General features: G+C 59.9%; 24 protein-coding genes and 1 pseudogene. 11 read left to right on the forward strand and 14 right to left on the reverse strand.

The features are described from left to right. Nucleotides 1-173: 173 nt before the first annotated feature. Nucleotides 174-908: a S26 family signal peptidase gene (locus tag LIX15_RS04155; RefSeq protein ID WP_227776245.1), complete on the forward strand. Its 735-nt coding sequence runs from the start codon at nt 174-176 to the stop codon at nt 906-908. 8 nt (nt 909-916) lie between these two features. Here the strand turns inward: LIX15_RS04155 and cofC are convergent, their stop codons facing one another. From cofC to LIX15_RS04180, 5 genes are all read right to left on the reverse strand, one after another. Further along, complete coding sequence (cofC, locus tag LIX15_RS04160) at nt 917-1,558, reverse strand: 2-phospho-L-lactate guanylyltransferase (protein WP_227776246.1); 642 nt, start codon at nt 1,556-1,558, stop codon at nt 917-919. Between the two features lie 150 nt (nt 1,559-1,708). Beyond that, nucleotides 1,709-1,996: a hypothetical protein gene (locus tag LIX15_RS04165; RefSeq protein ID WP_227776247.1), complete on the reverse strand. Its 288-nt coding sequence runs from the start codon at nt 1,994-1,996 to the stop codon at nt 1,709-1,711. A 64-nt stretch (nt 1,997-2,060) separates the two neighbouring features. After that, nucleotides 2,061-2,858 carry a hypothetical protein gene (locus LIX15_RS04170; protein WP_227776248.1) on the reverse strand — a complete coding sequence of 266 codons (798 nt, stop codon included), beginning with the start codon at nt 2,856-2,858 and terminating at the stop codon, nt 2,061-2,063. Continuing rightward, nucleotides 2,836-4,011, reverse strand: a complete 1,176-nt coding sequence (locus LIX15_RS04175; protein WP_227776249.1) for a tubulin/FtsZ family protein — start codon at nt 4,009-4,011, stop codon at nt 2,836-2,838. Before LIX15_RS04175 ends, LIX15_RS04170 begins: the two co-directional genes overlap by 23 nt. Before the next feature lie 265 nt (nt 4,012-4,276). Continuing rightward, nucleotides 4,277-5,176: a complex I NDUFA9 subunit family protein gene (locus tag LIX15_RS04180; protein WP_227776250.1), complete on the reverse strand. Its 900-nt coding sequence runs from the start codon at nt 5,174-5,176 to the stop codon at nt 4,277-4,279. An 83-nt stretch (nt 5,177-5,259) separates the two neighbouring features. Here LIX15_RS04180 and tmk point away from each other — a divergent pair, with 83 nt between their 5' ends. Both tmk and LIX15_RS04190 read left to right on the forward strand, forming a co-directional pair. Continuing rightward, nucleotides 5,260-5,856, forward strand: coding sequence for a dTMP kinase (gene tmk, locus LIX15_RS04185; RefSeq protein ID WP_227776251.1), 597 nt, complete (start codon nt 5,260-5,262; stop codon nt 5,854-5,856). 42 nt (nt 5,857-5,898) lie between these two features. Next, nucleotides 5,899-6,285: a hypothetical protein gene (locus LIX15_RS04190; RefSeq protein WP_227776252.1), complete on the forward strand. Its 387-nt coding sequence runs from the start codon at nt 5,899-5,901 to the stop codon at nt 6,283-6,285. Here LIX15_RS04190 and LIX15_RS04195 read toward each other — a convergent pair. Then, complete coding sequence (locus LIX15_RS04195; RefSeq protein WP_227776253.1) at nt 6,247-6,693, reverse strand: DUF7991 family protein; 447 nt, start codon at nt 6,691-6,693, stop codon at nt 6,247-6,249. The two genes, LIX15_RS04190 and LIX15_RS04195, sit on opposite strands and share 39 nt — an antisense overlap. 236 nt (nt 6,694-6,929) lie before the next feature. On the opposite strand from LIX15_RS04195, the gene LIX15_RS04200 reads away from it, so the two are divergent. The 3 genes from LIX15_RS04200 to LIX15_RS04210 all read left to right on the forward strand — a co-directional run bounded on the left by LIX15_RS04200 (nt 6,930) and on the right by LIX15_RS04210 (nt 9,294). Then, entirely contained in the window at nt 6,930-7,430 is a 501-nt protein-coding gene (locus LIX15_RS04200) for a CBS domain-containing protein (RefSeq protein ID WP_227776254.1), read from the forward strand. Nucleotides 7,431-7,548: 118 nt separating this feature from the next. After that, nucleotides 7,549-8,304 (forward strand): M23 family metallopeptidase, encoded by a 756-nt coding sequence (locus tag LIX15_RS04205; protein ID WP_227776255.1) that lies wholly within the window; start codon nt 7,549-7,551, stop codon nt 8,302-8,304. A gap of 60 nt (nt 8,305-8,364) precedes the next feature. After that, complete coding sequence (locus LIX15_RS04210; RefSeq protein ID WP_227776256.1) at nt 8,365-9,294, forward strand: DMT family transporter; 930 nt, start codon at nt 8,365-8,367, stop codon at nt 9,292-9,294. A 29-nt stretch (nt 9,295-9,323) separates the two neighbouring features. Here the strand turns inward: LIX15_RS04210 and LIX15_RS04215 are convergent, their stop codons facing one another. From LIX15_RS04215 to purS, 5 genes and pseudogenes are all read right to left on the reverse strand, one after another. Then, complete coding sequence (locus LIX15_RS04215; protein WP_227776257.1) at nt 9,324-9,530, reverse strand: hypothetical protein; 207 nt, start codon at nt 9,528-9,530, stop codon at nt 9,324-9,326. 33 nt (nt 9,531-9,563) lie between these two features. Beyond that, a pseudogene (locus tag LIX15_RS33090) lies at nt 9,564-10,118 on the reverse strand (phosphotransferase). Beyond that, nucleotides 10,013-10,417, reverse strand: a complete 405-nt coding sequence (locus LIX15_RS04225) for a phosphotransferase family protein (RefSeq protein ID WP_227776258.1) — start codon at nt 10,415-10,417, stop codon at nt 10,013-10,015. Before LIX15_RS04225 ends, LIX15_RS33090 begins: the two are co-directional and overlap by 106 nt. Nucleotides 10,418-10,546: 129 nt before the next feature. After that, nucleotides 10,547-11,227: a phosphoribosylformylglycinamidine synthase I gene (purQ, locus tag LIX15_RS04230; protein WP_227776259.1), complete on the reverse strand. Its 681-nt coding sequence runs from the start codon at nt 11,225-11,227 to the stop codon at nt 10,547-10,549. Beyond that, the gene (gene purS, locus LIX15_RS04235; RefSeq protein WP_227776260.1) at nt 11,224-11,475 is read right to left on the reverse strand and encodes a phosphoribosylformylglycinamidine synthase subunit PurS; all 252 of its coding nucleotides are present in this window, start codon (nt 11,473-11,475) and stop codon (nt 11,224-11,226) included. Before purS ends, purQ begins: the two co-directional genes overlap by 4 nt. A 312-nt stretch (nt 11,476-11,787) precedes the next feature. Between purS and LIX15_RS04240 the strand changes: the two genes are divergently transcribed. Beyond that, nucleotides 11,788-12,756: a formyltetrahydrofolate deformylase gene (locus LIX15_RS04240; protein ID WP_227776261.1), complete on the forward strand. Its 969-nt coding sequence runs from the start codon at nt 11,788-11,790 to the stop codon at nt 12,754-12,756. Nucleotides 12,757-12,859: 103 nt separating this feature from the next. On the opposite strand, the gene LIX15_RS04245 is transcribed toward LIX15_RS04240, so the two are convergent. Continuing rightward, nucleotides 12,860-13,456, reverse strand: a complete 597-nt coding sequence (locus LIX15_RS04245; protein ID WP_227776262.1) for an NUDIX hydrolase — start codon at nt 13,454-13,456, stop codon at nt 12,860-12,862. A 127-nt stretch (nt 13,457-13,583) separates the two neighbouring features. On the opposite strand from LIX15_RS04245, the gene LIX15_RS04250 reads away from it, so the two are divergent. Both LIX15_RS04250 and LIX15_RS04255 read left to right on the forward strand, forming a co-directional pair. Beyond that, nucleotides 13,584-14,099, forward strand: a complete 516-nt coding sequence (locus tag LIX15_RS04250) for a DUF8056 family protein (protein ID WP_227776263.1) — start codon at nt 13,584-13,586, stop codon at nt 14,097-14,099. 98 nt (nt 14,100-14,197) lie between these two features. Continuing rightward, complete coding sequence (locus LIX15_RS04255) at nt 14,198-14,662, forward strand: DUF5812 family protein (RefSeq protein WP_227776264.1); 465 nt, start codon at nt 14,198-14,200, stop codon at nt 14,660-14,662. Here the strand turns inward: LIX15_RS04255 and LIX15_RS04260 are convergent, their stop codons facing one another. After that, nucleotides 14,663-14,842, reverse strand: coding sequence for a hypothetical protein (locus LIX15_RS04260; RefSeq protein ID WP_227776265.1), 180 nt, complete (start codon nt 14,840-14,842; stop codon nt 14,663-14,665). It lies immediately after the preceding gene. Between the two features lie 55 nt (nt 14,843-14,897). Between LIX15_RS04260 and LIX15_RS04265 the strand changes: the two genes are divergently transcribed. After that, nucleotides 14,898-15,632 carry a guanosine phosphorylase gene (locus LIX15_RS04265; RefSeq protein WP_227776266.1) on the forward strand — a complete coding sequence of 245 codons (735 nt, stop codon included), beginning with the start codon at nt 14,898-14,900 and terminating at the stop codon, nt 15,630-15,632. A gap of 37 nt (nt 15,633-15,669) precedes the next feature. After that, nucleotides 15,670-17,202: an HPP family protein gene (locus tag LIX15_RS04270; protein ID WP_227776267.1), complete on the forward strand. Its 1,533-nt coding sequence runs from the start codon at nt 15,670-15,672 to the stop codon at nt 17,200-17,202. A gap of 55 nt (nt 17,203-17,257) precedes the next feature. On the opposite strand, the gene LIX15_RS04275 is transcribed toward LIX15_RS04270, so the two are convergent. After that, nucleotides 17,258-18,454 carry a DUF7126 family protein gene (locus LIX15_RS04275; protein ID WP_227776268.1) on the reverse strand — a complete coding sequence of 399 codons (1,197 nt, stop codon included), beginning with the start codon at nt 18,452-18,454 and terminating at the stop codon, nt 17,258-17,260. Nucleotides 18,455-18,474 lie beyond the last annotated feature (20 nt).

The following is an 18,474-nucleotide window of genomic DNA, read 5'->3' on the forward strand; positions in this document are numbered from 1 at the left end:
AGCTAGCCTGAAAGTAAACCAGCCATTTTCTATACCGTGATCTGAAAGGGAGTTAGCAGTCCCTATCACTACGTTCGCAACTAAGCACGCAGTTTTCCACCTCACTGTTTTTCAATCCCGTATCCCTCGAATCCAAATATTCAAGCATTCTTCCTTTCAACACAAAATAACGGATGTCTCCCCCCGACGACGCCTCTCCCCGCGAACTACTCCGCTGGCTCAGAACGACCGAGGACGAACCAATCGCCATCGTCCGCGAGATACTCACCACGGCGATGTGGGCGGTCGGAATCGGTCTACTCCTCTTCGCCGTGAGCGGCGTCTGGCCGCCGATGGTCGCCGTCGAAAGCGGCAGCATGGAACCCCAAATGGAGCGCGGCGATCTCGTCTTCGTGCTAGAGGAAGACCGACTCGCGGGCGACGGTTCCCACGAGGACACGGGCGTCGTCACCCACCGCGCCGGGATGGAGTCCGGCTATTCGGAGTTCAACGAGCCGGGCGACGTGATAATCTTCAAACCGAACGGCGACAGCAGAGAGACGCCGATTATCCACCGCGCGATGTTCTGGGTAGATGAGGGCGAGAACTGGTACGACGAGGCGAACCCCGACTACGTCGGGAGCGCGAACGACTGCGAACAGCTGGCTAACTGCCCGGCACCGCACGCCGGATTCATCACGAAGGGCGACAACAACGGCGGTTACGACCAAGTCGGATTCGGCGCGCACACAGGCCCCGTCAAACCGTCGTGGGTCGTCGGCAAGGCGAAACTCAAGATCCCGTGGCTCGGCCACGTTCGCCTCCAGTTCGCCGTCGCAACCCCGCCGGAACTGCTGGATACAGACCCTGCCCCGGAACCCCGCCCGGCGATGAATACGAGTGCTAATCCGATAGCTGTCTCGACGTAGTCTTCGACCTACCGGTTTTTCTCTTCGATTCGTTGTTCCCGACTCGCTTCAACCCGGCCCTCAGTCACCGAGAGCGAGAAGCCAGCCTTTCGAAGCCATTTGCAAGCCGCTCCGTCGCTGTGCATCAGCACTTCCGCGAGGTCGCCCGATTCGTCCACGTCGGTCGCCAGTCGATGCGAATCCACCTCGACAACCGACGCCCCGACATCGCCCGCGATTCGGCAATGATCGAGATACGAGGTTCCGTGGTAATCCACCCGAAAGTCGGGATGGCGGGAGACGAGCGCATTCGTCCCGCCGCCGCGACCCGGCGCGAGCACCACGTCACCAGCGGTCGAAAAGAGTTGTTCCAGCACCTCCGGCGTCGCCAGCGCGAGGTCGGCCATCACGATTGCGGTGGGTTCGGTAGGTTCCCCTTCCGCCAGCACGTCGTTCACGGCGGGCGTCAGCGGTCTGGAATCCACTGTCTGCGGGGCATCAATGTCGATTGAACTGGTGGTGAGTACCCGCGGCTCCTGCCCTGTCGCGCGGATCGCGGACAGCACGTCTTCGAGCATCGCCAGCGAAAATTCCCGGCGCTCGTCGGGGGCGAGAACGTCGGCCAGTCGCGTTTTCGGGTCGGTCGCCGAGAACGGCACCACCACCTGCATGGCCGGTTCTACTCGGTTGCCGTGTTAAGGGGTTGCGAAAACCGTGAGTTATTCGTGGCGTGCGGCCTGAACCATGATTCCACCCTCGCCGATGTCCACGATGATTTCATTGGTTTTACTGCCGCCCATATGCCATTCTTCAGTTTCGTCTCACCATTTGTGATTTGAACAGTGACGCTGTAATCTCCGGCAGACAGGACGCTCTTTTCGAACGTCGGAGTCGGCCTCGATGTCGAACGAATTGGCAAAACTGCGCTCGTCGGTAGTCGTTTCTTGGAGTGGACTGATTTCTATATCGACGGTTCTCGAACCGTCGAATAGATTGTTGATTCGCAGTCCGACAACTTTTTCGTTCGTTTCCGCACTCGATTGGAGGACCTCTAAACACCCCGCAGAGACGACACTCCCGAGCAACGAAGCGACCGCTCTCCGATTCATACCTGATACTAAATAACTACAAAAATATGCTTTGTACAAAAATCCGCAAGAAACGACTGCCGCGTTACCGCAGTCGGTTCGTGTTCTGTTGCTGGGAACGGTACCAGAACCCAGCGCCGCCGATGACGACGAGGCCGAGGACGGCGACGCCGCCGTACATCAGTAGTTTGCTCTGCTGGGCCGACGCGTTGGCGTCCTCGGTTGCCGAGTTGGCGCTTTCTTCCGCCTGTCCGGCGATGTCCACGGCGTTACCGAAGTTGCCCGCCTCGTAGGCGGAGATGGCGTTTTCGACGCGGCCTTCCGCGTCGCCCGTGTCCGCGCCGTCTGGCGCGTTGTCGATTGCATCCTCCGCGTCAGCGATCGCGGTTCGCGCTTCCGAACTGTCCTCGGTGTGGTGGTTCGCGTTCCACGTCTGGATTTCGTCGCTGTTGCCGCCGTCCCGGGTCTGGCTGAGCGTGGCGAACGCGAACTCCTGTTGCGAGTCGTAGGTGAAGTTCTCGATTTCGGGCACGGTGCCGGACACCTTGACGACCGCCTCGCTCGCGTCACTGTCGAGCGCGAGCGAGTGGTTGAACGACTGTCCGTCGTAGGACTCCTTCGCCTTCTGATTTCCGGCTTGGTCGTAGGTCGTCACCGTCCACGTAACGTCCGTGAGTTCGGTTTCGCCGTTGAGCGTCCACCGCTCGTAATCGCTGTAGAGGTCGGTCAGCGTCAGTTCTGCGCTTACTTCGCCACCCACTTTCGCGTCGTCGGGCACACCCTGCGCGTCGGTCGAAATCGCCGCAACGGGCGCGACCGCCGAGAGGGCCATCGTGACGACGAGGAGGAGTGCTGTCAGTTTAGAACAGCGGATCGAGTTCATCCTCATCATCCTCGACGAGACTTTCGAGATTTGTCTCGCTCTCCTGTCGAATGTCGTCTATGTTGTCCTGTGCCTCGATGGCGACCTGCTGGAGTTCCTTGATTCGTGGAACGTTCGTCACTCCGGAAAGGAGGACGACGCTGGCCACGTTGGGTTCGCTAACGGGGTAGTCTCCGCCGCGAACTTCCATACTGCCGGTCTGCTCCTCCAGCCATTTCCGCCCGCGCTCTATCCCTTTGCGGTTCAGATGCTCCGATGGGCCGCTCATAACGAGCAGTGCGCGTTCGGTTCCCTGAATCTCACACGGGAGCGTCAGACGGCCGAGCGCCGCCTTCCGCACCAGGCTGGTGATTCGGTTCGTCGTGTGAGCGGTGTCTTCTCCCGTGCCGCCACCGTTTCCGGTGAACCGCGACAGAAGTCCGCCGGAGTTCTGCATCTCGACTTCCTCGGCGGCGTAGCCGATTGTCGAGACGCCGCCGCCGGCGAGCATGTTGATGATTTCGCTGGAGTCGACGACGCTCTCCGCGACGTCGTCGCCGCCGCCGATTTCACCCGCTCCGAACAGGATGCCGAACCGCGTGACGATTTCCTCGTTGATTTCTGAGTAGCCGCTTTGGACGCTCTCGCCCGACTGCCGCCACGAATCGTTGTCGAACACCATCAGGTTGTCCACTTCGCGGACGAACGTCTGGAACGAACGCGCCGCGTTCAGGGTGTAGATACCACCCTCGTCGCCGCCGGGGAGGATGCCGAGCCCGTAGACGGGTTCGGTGTAGATGCGTTTCAAGTGTTTTGCGACGACTGGTGCGCCGCCACTGCCTGACCCGCCGCCCATTCCGGCGATGATGAGGAAGGCGTCAACCTCGTGGACAGGAATGTTGTCGATTGCTCCCTGCACTTCGTCGATGTCCTCTTCGGCGATTTCCGCGCCGAGTTCGTTGTCCGCACCCACGCCGTGACCTTTGACGCGGGACTGTCCGATGAGCACCCGGTTTTCCTCCGGAACGTGCTGTAGACCCATGAGGTCAGCGCGAGCGGTGTTGACTGCGACGGCGGCGCGCACGATGCCGCTCTGTGTTCGCTGGTCGTATTCCAGGAACTTGTCAACGATTTTTCCGCCAGCCTGACCGAATCCAATCATCGCGAGTTTCATTTTTCGGTACCGTTCTCCGTTGAGAGAACACCAGAACTAAATACCGTATAAACCTTGTGATGTTTGGTGTATTACTTAAAAGAGAGTCACAGCAGTAACCGCCCCGAGGCAGTATTTTGTCAGTTATTTGGTGAACTAACAGACAGTACTCAGACAACCCCTCTTTAAGTCTGGATATGTCCATCACTCCGGGGTTATCAAGTGTGGATATGTGCAATATCAAAATATATTTGTCATGACTGTGCGCGCTCTGCCAGCGTTCAAATCAACGGTCGTTTCGCATCGCTTCGACGCCGAGATACTCCGCCAGTGTCGTCAGCGAATCGGGTTCGACGCCGAACACCGCCACTTCGTTTTCCCGAACCGTATTGTCGAACCGTAACGACCGATACTGGTCGCCGCCCATCGGCACGCCCGGAATCGCCCCGCCAATTTTCAAACCCGCTCCCGCGAGTGCCATCGGAACCGGGACGACCGTGACCGGTTGTCCCTCGGCTTGGCGCACGAGTTTCGCTACGTCCGCCAGCGTCAGCACTTCCGGACCACCGAGTTCGTAGATTTCGCCGTCGTGAAATTCGTCCACCCCGTCGGCGAGCATCGGGACGAGGTCTCCTATCCAAATCGGTTGGAACCGCGTCTTTCCGCCGCCCGGAAGCGGGGCCAGGTACGGAGGAGTGAGTTTCTTCGTAAACGAGAGAAATTCGCTTCCGTCACCGAACACGACCGACGGACGGAAAATCGTCCATCGAAGGTCTGAGTTTTTCACCAGTTCCTCCGCCTGTCCCTTCGCCCGAATGTACTCCGTCGGACCGGTCGGACTCGCCCCAAGGGCGCTCATCTGTACGATTTTCCCGACGCCATGTTCCTCGGCCGCCTGCACGATGTTCTGGGTTCCACCGAGGTGGACGCTCATATGCGTCGCTCCTCGAGGCGGTTTGAACAGTGGCGATAGCGCGACAAGGTTGACGACCGCGTCCTGATTTTCGAACGCGCTTTCGATGGACGCGAGCGCGGTTACGTCGCCCATCGTTCGTTCGACGCCCTCAGGGAAGTCCGCTTCGTCTGGATTTCGTGCGAGTGCGGTTACCTCGTGGTCTCGGTTGTGCAATTCGCGGATGAGGTGCCGTCCGATAAATCCGGTACCACCCGTCACGAGAATCTTCATAGTACAGATATGTGCGTCACTGTGGGTAAATCTACCTGCCACGAAACCCGCAACGTTTTACCCGGCAACCCGAACGTTCGGATATGCTGATAACGCTGGAGGGACTGGACGGAAGCGGAAAAACTACCGTCTGGGAGGTACTCCACGAGGAATTTTCAGACGCGGTGTTCACCCGCGAACCGACGAATTCGTGGTACGGCGAGGCAGTCAATCGTTCCATCGACGACGACGACGCGGATTCCATCGCCGAACTGTTTCTGTACACCGCGGACCACGCGGCCCACCTTTCGAACACGATTCGGCCCGCGCTCTCCGACGGCAAGCTCGTCATCTCCGACCGCTACTCCGACTCTCGCTACGCCTACCAGGCAGTGGCGCTGGACGGCCATGTCACGCGACCCATGGAGTACATCATCGGCGTCCACAAGCCGTGGACTCGCCCACCGGACTGCACCATCTATCTCGACGTTGACCCCGAAACCGGAGCGGCGCGAAGCGGCGCGACGAATAAATTCGAACAGGCCGGATTCCTCGCGCAGGTGCAGTCGAACTACGAGCGACTGATGGACGCCGAACCGGGACGATTCGTCTGCGTCGATGCGACACGGTCGCCGGAGGCGGTCATCGACAGCGTCGTTTCGACAATCGAGCGCGTCATCGACGAACCGAATGAGCAGTGAGAACGAACGAGTAGTTTTCAGGGGCCGGGTCGTATATCGGCTATGGCAGACCGGGACGACGATTCGGGATTCAGTTTCACGCTCCCTCCGATGCGTATTCCGCCGGTAACACTCCCGGATCGGGTTCGACTCATCGTGCCCGTTTTCGAGCGTCCGGAGCAACCGGACAAATCGACGCGACTCCGCGTCCGCCTCAGGACGCTCGTCGCCTTTTTGCTCCTCTTCGATTTGGTTGACGCCCTGTTGGTTCTGCAAGGGTCGCCAGCGCCGTGGTTCCGGGCCGTCATCGGAACTGCGCTGCTGACAATCGTCGTCGGACCCGTCAGTTTCGCGTACTTGTGGGAAGGACTCGCCGTTTTCGCTGGTGTGGGTTGGCTAGCGGTCGCGCCGTCAGCGACTCTGTTGTTGCTCGCGCGGTTCCTTCGGTAGGTCGATTTCCTCGGGCGGGGGCATCCAGAACAGGTCGATGGAGAGCCCCAGCGTGAACGGAAGCACCCAGATGAGGATTAGGGCGGTGTCCCTATCCTGCAGGCCGGTTCCGCCGAAGCCAATCGCCCCGCTCAACAGAATCGTCGTGGCGACGTAGACGAGGGGAACCAACAAGAGGGAGTACACCACCGCACCCCACTTCGTCGAGAGCCGAAGGCGGAAAAAGCGGATGACGACCGCTGTGATGACGGTGTTGATGGTGATGATGACGAGGAAACCGAGCGCCGTGGCGGCCGAGACCATACCCGACGGTAGGGTGTCAGTGCTCTTTTGCGTACCGGATGCCGACAGGGAGAGTGAAACGGGTGCCTCGTTGTTTAAGATGCTCGCGTACGGCAATTTGTTCATCTGAAAGAAAATGATAGAGACGAAACTTTTCCGGTGAGAACGAGTAGCGAAGCGATGAGTGACTGATGGAGCGAAGGCGTGGCCAACAAGCGTGATGTGCAACCATTGAAATTCAGATTCTCTCTCCTGACCGTTCTCATATCCGGCCTCAAAACGCCTACCCGAGGCAAACCATTCGAGACGAAACCCCCGCTATCGCAACAAGGTTTACGCCGGAACAGGCCCTCCCGTCCACCATGGCAATCACTGCACGCGACCTCATGACGACGGAGGTAGAAACGGTCGCACCCGACGACGAAATCAGCGAGGTGCTGACCCGTCTCGCCCGGGAGAAGTTCAACGGATTTCCGGTCACGGAGGACGGAAAGTTAGTCGGTATCGTAACCCAGCACGACCTCGTTCACATCTTCCAACCGAGCGACCGAACGCTGTGGATTCCCATCGGTTTCCCGCCGTTTCTCGAAAGCATCGAATACGGATTCGACCTCTCGTGGGACGGCCTCGACACCAGTCTCGGACTCGTGAAAAATGCGCGAAAGCCGATCCGAGAAATCATGACCGAAGACGTGGTGACGGTCACGCCGGACGACGAATTAGACCGCATCCTCGACCTGCTGGCCGACGCCGAGTCGGACATCAACCGTCTGCCGGTGCTCGAAAACGACGTACTCGTCGGAATAATCGCGCGGCAGGACGTGATTCGGGCGATTCGTGACCAACGTCGGTCGTCGAACTGATTGAGTCGAGCGCCGGTGTCCCGTGTCTGCTGGCTTTACTTCTTTATTTGTATAAGAAATAAATTGAATCTAGGTTAATAGGGTGAGATATTAAGTTGCGGTACGGTTTGCGTTCGGTATGCGTTCACACAAAACGCTCGGACGACGAACGTTCATGACTGCCGCCGCTTCCGCCGCCGCCACTGCAACCGGTGTCGGCGCACTGTCCGACACAGCGAGTGCCGCTCGGTTCAACGAGTACAGTTCCGTCTACACGACCGAAAGCCTCTCCGTTCGTTCCGGTCCCGGAACCGGCTATTCCCGAAAAGCGGTCGCCGACCAGTACACCGGCGGCTACGTCGTAGGCGGCCCACAGAGCGCGAACGGCTACACGTGGTGGAAAGTACGGTACAACGAGGACGACACCAGTTCGGCTGTCACCGGTTGGTCGGCGGGCGACTGGCTTGTCCACTCCGACTTTTCGTATCCGGCCACCGGAACCGTCACCTCGACCTTCTACGACGGTCGAAGTTCTGGCAATCACGGCGGGGTCGATATCGCCAACGACACTGGCACGAACATCCTCGCAACCCGCGGCGGCACCGTGAGTACCGTCGGATGGGATGGCGATGGCTACGGAAACTACATCATCATCGACCACTCCGGGGGCTACCAGACGCTGTACGCTCACCTCTCCAACGTCTTCGTCTCCCGAGGCGAAAGCGTCTACTGGGATCAGCACATCGGCGACATAGGTAGTACGGGGAACTCGACCGGTCCTCACGTCCACTACGAGATTCGTCACAACGGCACCAGACAGTACGTTCCGCCGAGCGAAGAGTCCGAAGGGAACTACTACTTCGCCCGCTCCGGCGTCCCGAAAGTGTACTACTGAATCCGGCATTCGGTGGGGGTTTTCGAAAGCTACTCCCTTCCGCGAGGCAGATATCGTACAGTGACCCAGTACAGAAATGCAGTGCTGTTCGTTCTTCTCGCCGCCGTCTGGGGATCCGCGTTCATGGCCATCAAGGTAGGTTTGAAATACTTTCCTCCCGTGCTGTTCGCGGCCATCCGCTACGACGTGGCGGGCGTGTTGATGCTCGCGTACGCCGTCTACGCCACCGACAGATGGTACCCTCAAACGCGTGGCGAATGGAAACTCGTTCTCGTCGGCAGCGCGCTTATGATTGCGGGCTATCACGCCTTTCTCTTCGTCGGCGAGATGGAGACGACGAGCGCGGTCGCCGCGATTATCGTCAGCCTTTCCCCGGTTTTGACGACCGGTTTCGCACGTGTTCTCCTTCCCAGCGAACGACTCGAGCCGTCCGGAATCGCGGGTCTCCTACTCGGACTCGTTGGGGTTGCGATACTGAGCCAACCGAATCCGAACAACCTGCTCGCGGACGATTTTGTCGGCAAAATCCTCGTCCTGCTGGCGGCCGTTTCGTTCGCCCTCGGAAGCGTTCTCTCTCGGCGAATCGACGCCGAACTCCCAATCGAAACGATGGAAGCGTGGTCGATGGTGCTCGGCGCGCTCATGATGCACGGACTCAGCGTCGCCCGGCCGAGCGAATCGTTCGCCGCCGTTCGGTGGACGCCCGAAGCAATCATGGCACTGGTTTACCTCTCGATTGCCGCCAGTGCAATCGGCTTTCTGGTCTACTTCGACCTGCTGGAACGACTCGGCCCAATCGAAATCAACCTCGTCTCCTACGTCGCGCCGGTTTTCGCCGCGGCCGCTGGCTTCCTGTTCCTCGATGAAACCATTACGCCGCTCACCGCGCTCGGCTTTTTCGTCATCTTCGCGGGGTTCTGCCTGCTGAAACGTCGCGCAATTTCGCGCGAACTCCCGCGAATTACGGGCGTGTTTTCGTCCGGTCGGTGAGAACTGAAGTTCGGATAAACGTCGAGAATCTACAAGGGAAATTCCCCGGTTGCGATGCTCTCCGCAATCATCAGCATGTAGTCGATATGCGGTTCCCAGTCGGATTCGGCCCCAGTTTCGATTCGTTCCCGGTGAAAATCTTCCCAGACCACTGCGAGTGAGAAGGCAGCATACGCACGGTAGAACCGTTCGTTCTCGAATCGGATTCCCGTCTCGTCTTCGTAGCGCGCAACCATCTCCCGTCGGGTGGGACTGCCGGATTTCGCCGTTCACGGCGAAATCCCCTGTTCGTTCCGCTCTCGTAACTGCCGTATCACGGCTTCGTTCGAATATCGCGCTTCGAGTTCGTCGAGCGACGGCGTCGGGTCGTTTTCGTCCTGCCAGCGGAGCAGAAGGTATCCGAGGTCGATTCGCGGGTTGCTAAGCATCGCCGTCTCCCAGTCGAGAACGCCGACGATTTTAGGATCATCCCCCTCTGCGAAAAGGGCGTTTCCAGGCCTTTAATCCCCGTGAACGATGGTTTCCTCCGTTTCAGATGGGGCGTTTCGTCGGAGCCACTTTGCGACGGACTGAAGTTCGGGCGGTTCGTGACCTGTTACGCTCGCCGACGCAACAAGTCGCTCGGTGGTGCGAGCGACTAGTTCTCGCGGAGTTTTCCGTTCACAAACGTCTTCGAATGGTTCGACGGCCAGCGAGTGCAGTTCGGTGAGCGAGTCTATCAGGTTGTTCGCCAGCTTTTCGCGCGATTGTGCGTTTTGAAATCGCTCGGGAGGTCGGAACCAAGCGGAACCGATTCCCCGTCGAGATGCGTGATGACGAAAAATGAATCACCGATAATCGACTCGTCATCGCAAAACAAAACCGGCACTGGTGTGTGTACTGCGGTATCTCGAAGCCACTGCATCACCTCGTACTCCTGTTCTAACTGGTTGACGTAGCTCGTGTGCCGCAACATGTTCGGCCGTCGAACGATGTACCCGTTTGCGTCTTCTTCGGTCGAAACAGCGACGGTCAGATTGAGCCCATCGCGAAGTACCTCGGTTTCGACCACGACTTCGTCTAGTTCCGTCGAAAGATATGATTCGAGAATGGCGAAATCGACGCCCGTCTCGTTCGTAGTCATAAATTGGCAGAAACTGCCGGTTTTCATAAAACTTCTCTCGGAGAAGATAGCGAACAAAAATCGGATACGGTCACCGGTGTGACTCCCCAGTCGTCTACTCGTGTCGCGCCGTTCCTATCTCTCTGGACTCTACGGAGTCACGAATCCGTACAGAACAGCTTCGCCGTCCGTCCCTCCAACGTCCGGAAGTGTTGCCCGTTCCGGATGCGGCATCATGACCGCGACGGTGTCGGTCTCGCCGACGATTCCGGCGACGCTTCCTTTCGACCCGTTCGGGTTCGTCTCGTCGCTCACGACACCGTTTTCGTCGCAGTACCGGAAGAGCACTCGGTCGTCCGAATCGAGTTCGTCGTACCGCTCGTCCGTGATTTCGAACCGACCTTCGCCGTGGGCAATCGGCACTTCGATGACTTCGCCCTCCTCGTAGGCGGAGGTCCACGGCGTTTCGGCGTTTTCCACGCGGAGCTTGACGTGTTCGCACTGGAATCGCGCGCTTCGGTTGGTCGTGAACGCGCCGGGCGTCAGCCCCGACTCGCAGCCGATTTGCGCGCCGTTGCAGACGCCGAGAACGGGAACGCCCGACTCCGCGGCCTCGCGGATCTCTGCCACGACTGGGGAGTTTGCAGCGATTGCTCCCGCGCGGAGGTAGTCACCGTAAGAGAATCCGCCGGGGAGCATCACGCCGCTCACGTCCGCGGGGAGACCGTCTTCGTGCCAGACGAGTTCGGCGTCGATGTCGAGGTGGGAGAGCGCGCGCTTCGCGTCCCTGTCGCAGTTGCTCCCGCCGAACCGGACGATGGCGACCGTCATCGTTCCTCGATAGCCACCGTGTAGTCGTGAATCGTCGGATTGGCGAGCAGACGTTCGGCCATCTCTCCGGCGCGTTCCTCGGCGTTGGACGCGGATTCCGCGTCGAGGTCGATTTCGAACTGATCCGCCGAACGGAGCGATTCCAGTTCGAAGCCGAGTCGGTCGAGCGCTTGCCGGGTGGTTTCGGCTTCGGGGTCAAGGACGCCCTGCTTCAGGCGAACCGTCACCGTCGCGGTGTAGGCAGTCATCACCTGACCCTGCGCGTCTGTGTTCAAAAACTCTTTTGGAACGAAACCGATACACACGTTTGTGTATTGCGAACCGCAACGCGCTTCGGAGACTCATGCGTACTACCGCAACTGCGGATGCGCCAATCAGTTATTGTCGGTTGGCCCTCCCTACTCCAACATTCACTCGTGATTGATCTCGATCGTTATTTTTCAGGCACCCCACAATTCCTGTAATCGCCTGTGAAAATTTTGCACGGTCGGCAACGTTTTTGCCTCCGCCAGTTCTTACACCTATTCCATGACTGTCCTCCGTGTACAGCAGGTGAGACGATGAGTTCCCGCGAATTGACCGAAATAACCGTCGTCGGCAACGACGACACCGGACTCGTCGCCCGCGTGACGACCCTCCTCTTCGAGCGTGGAATCAACATCGAAGACGTTGACCAAGCGGTTCGTGACGGCACCTTCCGGATGACGATGCTCGTCGAAACGAGCGAGATGACGGTGGACGAACACCAACTTCGGTGTGACCTCTCCGCCCTCGGTGACGATTTGGGCGTGGACGTTCGGGTACGATTTCCGTCGGAGCGCGACACCCGACAAGTCGCCGTCCTCGTCACAAAGGAATCGCACTGTCTCCAGCGACTACTCGACACCCGTAGCGACCTCGACGCCGAAATCGGCGTCGTCATCGGGAATCACGACGACCTCGAACCGGTCGCCGAACGCCACGGCATCCCCTTCCACGACGTTGGCGACGAAAACGGGAGTCACGACGAGGAACAGCTTCTCTCCGTACTGGACGACTACGATATCGACTTGCTCGTCCTCGCGCGATTCATGCGAATCCTGAGCCCGGAAGTCGTCTTCCGATACGAGGGTCGCATCATCAACATCCACCCGAGCCTCCTTCCCGCCTTCCCCGGCGCAAAAGCGTACCGGCAAGCGAAAGAGGCGGGCGTCCGCGTGGCGGGCGTCACCGCCCACTACGTAACGACCGATTTAGACCAAGGCCCGATCGTCACCCAGCGCGTGTTCAACGTTCCCGACGATGCGGCCGTCGCGGAGATGCGCGAGCGGGGACAGCCCCTCGAAGCGGACGCCCTTCTCGAAGCGGTTCGCCTGCATCTGAACGACGACGTGTCGATTCGACGCGGACGCACAGAGCTCGGTGATTCGGAGACCGAGTACAATCTCGGCATGCCGTCGGAACTCGACGAGGAGACCCCCGACAGTCCGGTTGACGGCAACGTCGTCAGTGGAATGGTCGGCGAGTCGGTCGGGAAATCGGACGATTAACGAATCGCGGATTCGGGTTTCGATTCTGCTCGGCGTAAACCAGGCCTGCGAAAATCACAGGCTCTCACAACACCGGAAACTACCGATTTTCTCCGGGGTCGCGTTATTCGAAATCTCGCCGCATGGCGATTTCGAACCACGGGCAGAGACGGAGTTGGCGGTACCACCGCGGATTCTCGTACAGGCGCTCGTAGGGCACCCACATCAGGCCGCCGACTTCCTCCTCTACGGGGTCGAGCGAGGTGTCCTGAAGTGTGAGTTTCAGTACGGCACAGACTTCGTGTTCGACGCCTTCTTGGGGGTAGTAGCGTTTGTACTCGAATTTGTCCGTCTGGCGCAGGTCGTCGTACTGGTCGGGCGAGATACCGAGTTCGTCTTCGAGTCGCTGGCGGGTGGCCTCCTCTTGGGACTGACCGGGATTCGGGTGGGAGGCGACGGTGCCGTCCCAGTAGGTGTCCCAGAGTCGCTTGGTCGGTGCGCGCTGGGCCAGCAGGATGTTGTCGTCCTCGTCGAAAATGAGCGCTGTGAACGCTCGGTGGCGGATGCCATCGCCCGTGTGGGCTTCGAGGCGATTGACGATTTCCAAATCGTTGTCGTCGCCGTCCACGGCGACGACGGATTTGCGGGCGTTTTTGTGGGTTTCACCGGAATCTTCGGCGGCGACATCACCGGACGAGTTGGTGGCGTTGTCAGCACTCATACCGGTATAGAGAACCATCCGTTTCAAACGTTCTTCGGAACACGTCCGAGGACGGGCCGTCATCACCGTCTTCGATTTCCGGTTCGAGTCGCGCCATTTACCTTCGCGCGAGTTCGACAGTCGGGTAATGACCGACGCGGCCACTACCGGGGACGACTACTCCGGACTGCTCGGCGCGTTTCGCTACAGTTTCCGGGCGAGCGATTCGCGGACTTTCCGCCTCTACGTCCTCGTCAGTTTCGTCCTCGGCTTTCTCTTCGCCCTCATCTTCCTCTTTGCGCTCATCTTCTGGTTCGTGGAGACGCTCGGCCACTCCGCGTTCGACACGTCCTCGAACGCCTTCCTCGGCGTCGTGGCGCTGTTCGTCCTCGGTCCTCTCTTTGCGCCCGTCCTCTTCGTCGCGCGCCGACACCGCCGCGGCGAAGCGACCGTTTCCACCTACGACACGCTACTCGCGCTCGGCGGATTCCTGTTCCTCGGCTCGCTGTACGCCGGACTCATCATCACGGTTCCGCCGGAGTACCAGTCCGCCAACGCTGGCGCAATCGGGTCGTTTCTCTACTCGCTCCCGCAGTTGTTCGGCCTCGTCCCGCCGCTCGTCTCCGGATTGCTGATTTTCGTCCTCCATCGAGCCGCCCGATAGCGAAATTCCACCGTTCCCTCGAAATTCCAAAGCTCCAAAACTCCAAAACGCTCCTCCGGAGCGCAATCCGGAAAAGGCCCCGCGACCTACCCACGGCCATGACAGAGAAGACGAGTACCTTCCTCGTCACGCACGCAGAAGAGGAGTCGGCAGTGCTGAAGGACGTTCACGACGGACAGGTGCACGCCCTTTCTGAAAATCCCGGCGTCGAAACCCACGACGCCGTGGATGCGACGGTCGCCGCCGAACCACCCATGGAAATGACGTGGGAAGTCGTGGAAATCGATGACCAGCGACCGCTCCGGGTTCACGAAAGCGAGGAACCGCCCACGGTGCAGGAGCGCGACATCGCGGAGGAACAGGAAATCGGCGACCTCGAACGAACTGAACGCGCCGGAATCGGCGAGATTCACGTCCTTTCCGTATCAGCGGATGAAACCGATGCCGCCGTGAGCGACGTGCTGGAGGACGAAGGGACGCTCGCGCGCGCCGCCCGACTCGGCGTGAATCGCGTCGAAATCCGGTCGGAAGACGGCGTGGTGAGCGTTCGTTATTTGCCGTAACTATCCGTTGTCGCTCACGCCGAGAATCGCGCCACAGTGCGGGCAGTTCCAAACGGTTCTCGAACCAAAAAATCCGCCAGCGGACGCATCGCTTTTGACCCGTTTTTTCGATTTCTTCGCCGCAATCAGGATAGTGCGGTTATGCAACACGGAATCGGCGAACTCATCCGCGAGGAACACGACATCCTCACTCGTTACAGCTAATCTTTTCTACCTGACTCAGAAAGCCTCTCGTATGGCAATGCAACCGCACCTGCTCGTTGACGAGGGCGATCTGAACGACATCGCGCTGATTCCCGGCGACCCTGGCAGAGTTGACCGAATCGCAAAGCAGTGCGATTCCTCGGAAGTCGTCTCGGAGAACCGCGAGTACAAGGTCGTCAACGCGGAGTACGAGGGCGTCCCGCTGACGATTTGCTCGACCGGCATCGGCTGTCCCTCCGCGACCATCGCCATCGAGGAGATGGAAGCCGTCGGCGTCGAAACCGTGATTCGCGTGGGAACGACTGGCGCGCTCCAGAAAAACATCGAAATCGGCGACATGGTCGTCGCCACGGGCGCGGCGAAGGACGAGGGGACGAGCCGACGCTACGAGAAGGACACCTACCCGGCGGTGCCGGAGTACAACGTCCTCTCCGCGCTGGTCGATTCCGCGGAGGCCAACGACGAAGACGTCCACATCGGCCCGATTGCGTCCGACGACGCCTTCTATGCCGAAACGGACGAGTACGTCTCGGACTGGGAAGACGCGAACATCCTGTCGGTCGAAATGGAAGCCGCCGCGGTGTTCTCCGTCGCTCGCCGGAAAGGCATGCGTTCGGGAGCAATCTGTACGGTTGACGGCAATCTCGTGAAGGGTACGCAGAAGGGTACCGACACCGAGGACGACGAACTGCCGGAAAAAGCGAAAAACAACGTCGAGCGAGCGATTCGAATCTCGCTGGACGCGGTCGTCTCGTTGTCGGGATAACAGAACGCATTTATTCTTAAATCGCCCTGTTTTTCCTATGTTCGATGACCTGCGGATGCGATATCACGCGGCCCTCCGACGCATTCGCCGGTTCGAGCGGCGCGAAATCAAGCAGTTCGTTCGGTGGGTCGAACACACTCGGAATCTAACCCGGCTCACGGTGCTGGTGGTAGCACCGCTTCTCATCGCCGGTATCACGTGGCTTTCGAACGCGGTGAACATCATTACGTTCCTGATTTTTCCGCCGCTCGCATCGGGAACCTACACCCTCTTTACCGACCCGGAAGGAAAGTACGCCTCTCCAACCCGATTCGTCGGCGGAATGACCGCCGGGGCACTCTGTGGCTGGGTCGCACTGGTGTTTTCCGCCAGATACCTCTACCACGTCCCGCCGGAGTCTATGACGATTCACGCGGGCGGGGCGGCGCTCGGTATCCTCCTCACCGTCCTCGTGACGTGGTCGCTCGACGTGGAACAGCCGACTGCGTTTTCGTCCGCGCTCCTCGTCCTCATGTTCCCGCTCGGCGAGACGGGAAGCTTCGGAAGCTTCTTGTCCGGGTTTCTGTACGTCGTCGGCATCGCTATTTCGAGCAGCATCGTCGCCGGTGTGTTCGTCCTCTGGCGACGCGAGTTCTACGAACGTCGCGCGCGCTATCTCTACCGTTCCACGAAAGGCGACGACCACGTCCTCGTTCCGATGCGCGGCGAAGATGCCGAGCAGACGGCCATGTTCGGCGCGAAACTGGCGGCGGCACACGACGCGGGAAAAGTCGTCCTCATCGACATGGTCGATCGAACCGCAATCGAGGAGGCAGAGGAGAGTATCGAGGCGTCCGCCCGGAATCAGACGAAGCGTCACACGAAACTGGTCGAGCCCGAATCGGCGGAACTCTCGTCCCGAGACGAATCCACCGAAGCCGAGGCTGAAGCACAGGCCGCGGATGTCGCGGCGGACAGACTCGAAGCGCAGGCGCACCGAATCCGGACGCGGATGGGCGTCCCCTGCGAAGTCGTCGTCGCGGGCGACGGAAAGACGCCCGCAAGAACGGTTCTCAGTACCGCTCGCGAAGTGAACTGCGACCTCATCGTGGCGCCCTACGAGAAACGACACGGCGGACTTTCGCCGTTCGTCCGCGGCCTGTTCCGCGGAAACGTAGACGCCATCGCGTATCGCCCCGGCCTCGATGGAAATCCACGTCGAAGGTGGAAACGAGTCTTGGTTCCCGTCAGGCGAGCGGGTAACACTGCCCACACGATGATAGATTTCGCTCGGCGTCTGGTCGGCCGTTCGGGGTCGGTCAGTGTCTGCACCTGCATCGACCGCGAGGCGGAACGACGGGCCACCGAATCGACGCTCGCCGACCTCGTGGAGGCGTTTTCCGGGTCGTTCGAAACCCGCGTCTCGCGGAGCAGTATCGAGGATTTCCTGTCGGCGAACGACGACCACTACGACCTGATGATAATCGGTGCGAGCACCGACCGAAGCGCGGCATCCCGATTTATCTCTCCGCCGACGTTCGAACGAATGCACGAAATCGACTGTGACGTGGCGGTCGTCCACCGCGGGTGATAGTCGGTCTTCGTCGGGTAGCGAATGTGCCCGGCCGAAAACTCCGCCGGGCACATCAGAAATCGTCCAGCGTCCGGTTCGTGCGGTCGCCTGCCAATTGCTCGGCCAGTTCTTCGACGTGTTCTCCTCCGAGCGCCGCTTTAACCAGCATCCGCCCGACGAAGGCCGGGCTGACTACGATGTCGGCACCCGCCCGCCGAAACTTCTTCACGTTCTCGTGGTCGTTCGCACCGGCGACGATTCGAACGTCCGGATTCAGCTGTCGAGCGGTCAGCACGGTGAGGGCGTCGTCGGCGTCGTCGTCAGTTGCGACGAGAACCGACTGTGCCCGGTCGATGCCGACCCGTTCGAGTAGCTCCTCGTCGGTCGGGTCGCCGTGGATGACGTTCCGTTTTTTCGATCGGAGCTGCTCGACGAGCGAGTCGTCGTCGATGACGAGCACGTAGTCGTCCCCGCTCGTGAGTTCGTCGAGTATCCACTCCGTGAGCAACTGTCCGTATCCGAGCACGAGTATGTGGTCTTCCATGAGTTCGATGTTGGCGTTTGTCGTTCGACCGAGGGCGCTGGAGAAGCTGTTTTCGACGATAGGCGTAAAGAGAACCCCCAGCGCGACCGCGAAGCTGCCGGTGCCGAGAACGATAACGGTCATCCCGAACGCCTGCGCGAAGGGCCTCGTCGGTTGAATGTCGCCGTACCCCACCGTGCTCGCCGTCACAACGGTGAAATAAAACGCTTCGAAGATGGCGTCATTGCCATCGATACCGTCGAAGTACCCCCGGAGTGCGTAGGCCCCGATCGTCCCGTACAACTGCGAACCGACGACGGCGGCGGCGGCCGCAATCTGCGTCGTCGTCGGTTCGATAGGTCGTTCGAACCGGTGACGGTGCCGGATCAAAAGCGGGAGGGTAGCCAGCGAACCGACGACGAGAAAGAGCGAGTACGGGGTCGATTGGAGTATCCCGTGCATCGCGGCGAGAAGAACGAGAACGGTACTTGCGTACCACGCCGAGCGAAAACCGCGGCGGAGACCGATGGCGGTGACGAGGAGGAGAAACCCGACGATAGTGCCGGTGTACGATGCGGTCGTGCGGACGATTTGTGGAACGAATCCGCCGTACAATCCGCCGCTCCCGCCGGTGCCGCCGAGCCCCGTCGAGACGAGTCCGGTCGCTATCGAAAGCAGTGCGACGCCGATAGTCATCCAAATGACGATTCGGGCGGAGACGATTCTCCGCCGAAATCTCGACACCATGTGATTACCGTTGCTACCCC

The sequence above is a fragment of the Haladaptatus pallidirubidus genome (assembly GCF_020700235.1).
Lineage (GTDB): Archaea > Halobacteriota > Halobacteria > Halobacteriales > Haladaptataceae > Haladaptatus > Haladaptatus pallidirubidus.

Excerpts from the sequence above, each read along its gene's own strand:
- LIX15_RS04155 (WP_227776245.1), top strand. The coding sequence starts at position 174 with ATGTCTCCCCCCGACGACGCCTCTCCCCGCGAACTACTCCGCTGGCTC.
- cofC (WP_227776246.1), bottom strand. The coding sequence starts at position 1,558 with ATGCAGGTGGTGGTGCCGTTCTCGGCGACCGACCCGAAAACGCGACTG.
- LIX15_RS04165 (WP_227776247.1), bottom strand. The coding sequence starts at position 1,996 with ATGAATCGGAGAGCGGTCGCTTCGTTGCTCGGGAGTGTCGTCTCTGCG.
- LIX15_RS04170 (WP_227776248.1), bottom strand. The coding sequence starts at position 2,858 with ATGAACTCGATCCGCTGTTCTAAACTGACAGCACTCCTCCTCGTCGTC.
- LIX15_RS04175 (WP_227776249.1), bottom strand. The coding sequence starts at position 4,011 with ATGAAACTCGCGATGATTGGATTCGGTCAGGCTGGCGGAAAAATCGTT.
- LIX15_RS04180 (WP_227776250.1), bottom strand. The coding sequence starts at position 5,176 with ATGAAGATTCTCGTGACGGGTGGTACCGGATTTATCGGACGGCACCTC.
- tmk (WP_227776251.1), top strand. The coding sequence starts at position 5,260 with ATGCTGATAACGCTGGAGGGACTGGACGGAAGCGGAAAAACTACCGTC.
- LIX15_RS04190 (WP_227776252.1), top strand. The coding sequence starts at position 5,899 with ATGGCAGACCGGGACGACGATTCGGGATTCAGTTTCACGCTCCCTCCG.
- LIX15_RS04195 (WP_227776253.1), bottom strand. The coding sequence starts at position 6,693 with ATGAACAAATTGCCGTACGCGAGCATCTTAAACAACGAGGCACCCGTT.
- LIX15_RS04200 (WP_227776254.1), top strand. The coding sequence starts at position 6,930 with ATGGCAATCACTGCACGCGACCTCATGACGACGGAGGTAGAAACGGTC.
- LIX15_RS04205 (WP_227776255.1), top strand. The coding sequence starts at position 7,549 with ATGCGTTCACACAAAACGCTCGGACGACGAACGTTCATGACTGCCGCC.
- LIX15_RS04215 (WP_227776257.1), bottom strand. The coding sequence starts at position 9,530 with ATGGTTGCGCGCTACGAAGACGAGACGGGAATCCGATTCGAGAACGAA.
- LIX15_RS04225 (WP_227776258.1), bottom strand. The coding sequence starts at position 10,417 with ATGACTACGAACGAGACGGGCGTCGATTTCGCCATTCTCGAATCATAT.
- purQ (WP_227776259.1), bottom strand. The coding sequence starts at position 11,227 with ATGACGGTCGCCATCGTCCGGTTCGGCGGGAGCAACTGCGACAGGGAC.
- purS (WP_227776260.1), bottom strand. The coding sequence starts at position 11,475 with ATGACTGCCTACACCGCGACGGTGACGGTTCGCCTGAAGCAGGGCGTC.
- LIX15_RS04240 (WP_227776261.1), top strand. The coding sequence starts at position 11,788 with ATGAGTTCCCGCGAATTGACCGAAATAACCGTCGTCGGCAACGACGAC.
- LIX15_RS04245 (WP_227776262.1), bottom strand. The coding sequence starts at position 13,456 with ATGAGTGCTGACAACGCCACCAACTCGTCCGGTGATGTCGCCGCCGAA.
- LIX15_RS04250 (WP_227776263.1), top strand. The coding sequence starts at position 13,584 with ATGACCGACGCGGCCACTACCGGGGACGACTACTCCGGACTGCTCGGC.
- LIX15_RS04255 (WP_227776264.1), top strand. The coding sequence starts at position 14,198 with ATGACAGAGAAGACGAGTACCTTCCTCGTCACGCACGCAGAAGAGGAG.
- LIX15_RS04265 (WP_227776266.1), top strand. The coding sequence starts at position 14,898 with ATGGCAATGCAACCGCACCTGCTCGTTGACGAGGGCGATCTGAACGAC.
- LIX15_RS04270 (WP_227776267.1), top strand. The coding sequence starts at position 15,670 with ATGTTCGATGACCTGCGGATGCGATATCACGCGGCCCTCCGACGCATT.
- LIX15_RS04275 (WP_227776268.1), bottom strand. The coding sequence starts at position 18,454 with ATGGTGTCGAGATTTCGGCGGAGAATCGTCTCCGCCCGAATCGTCATT.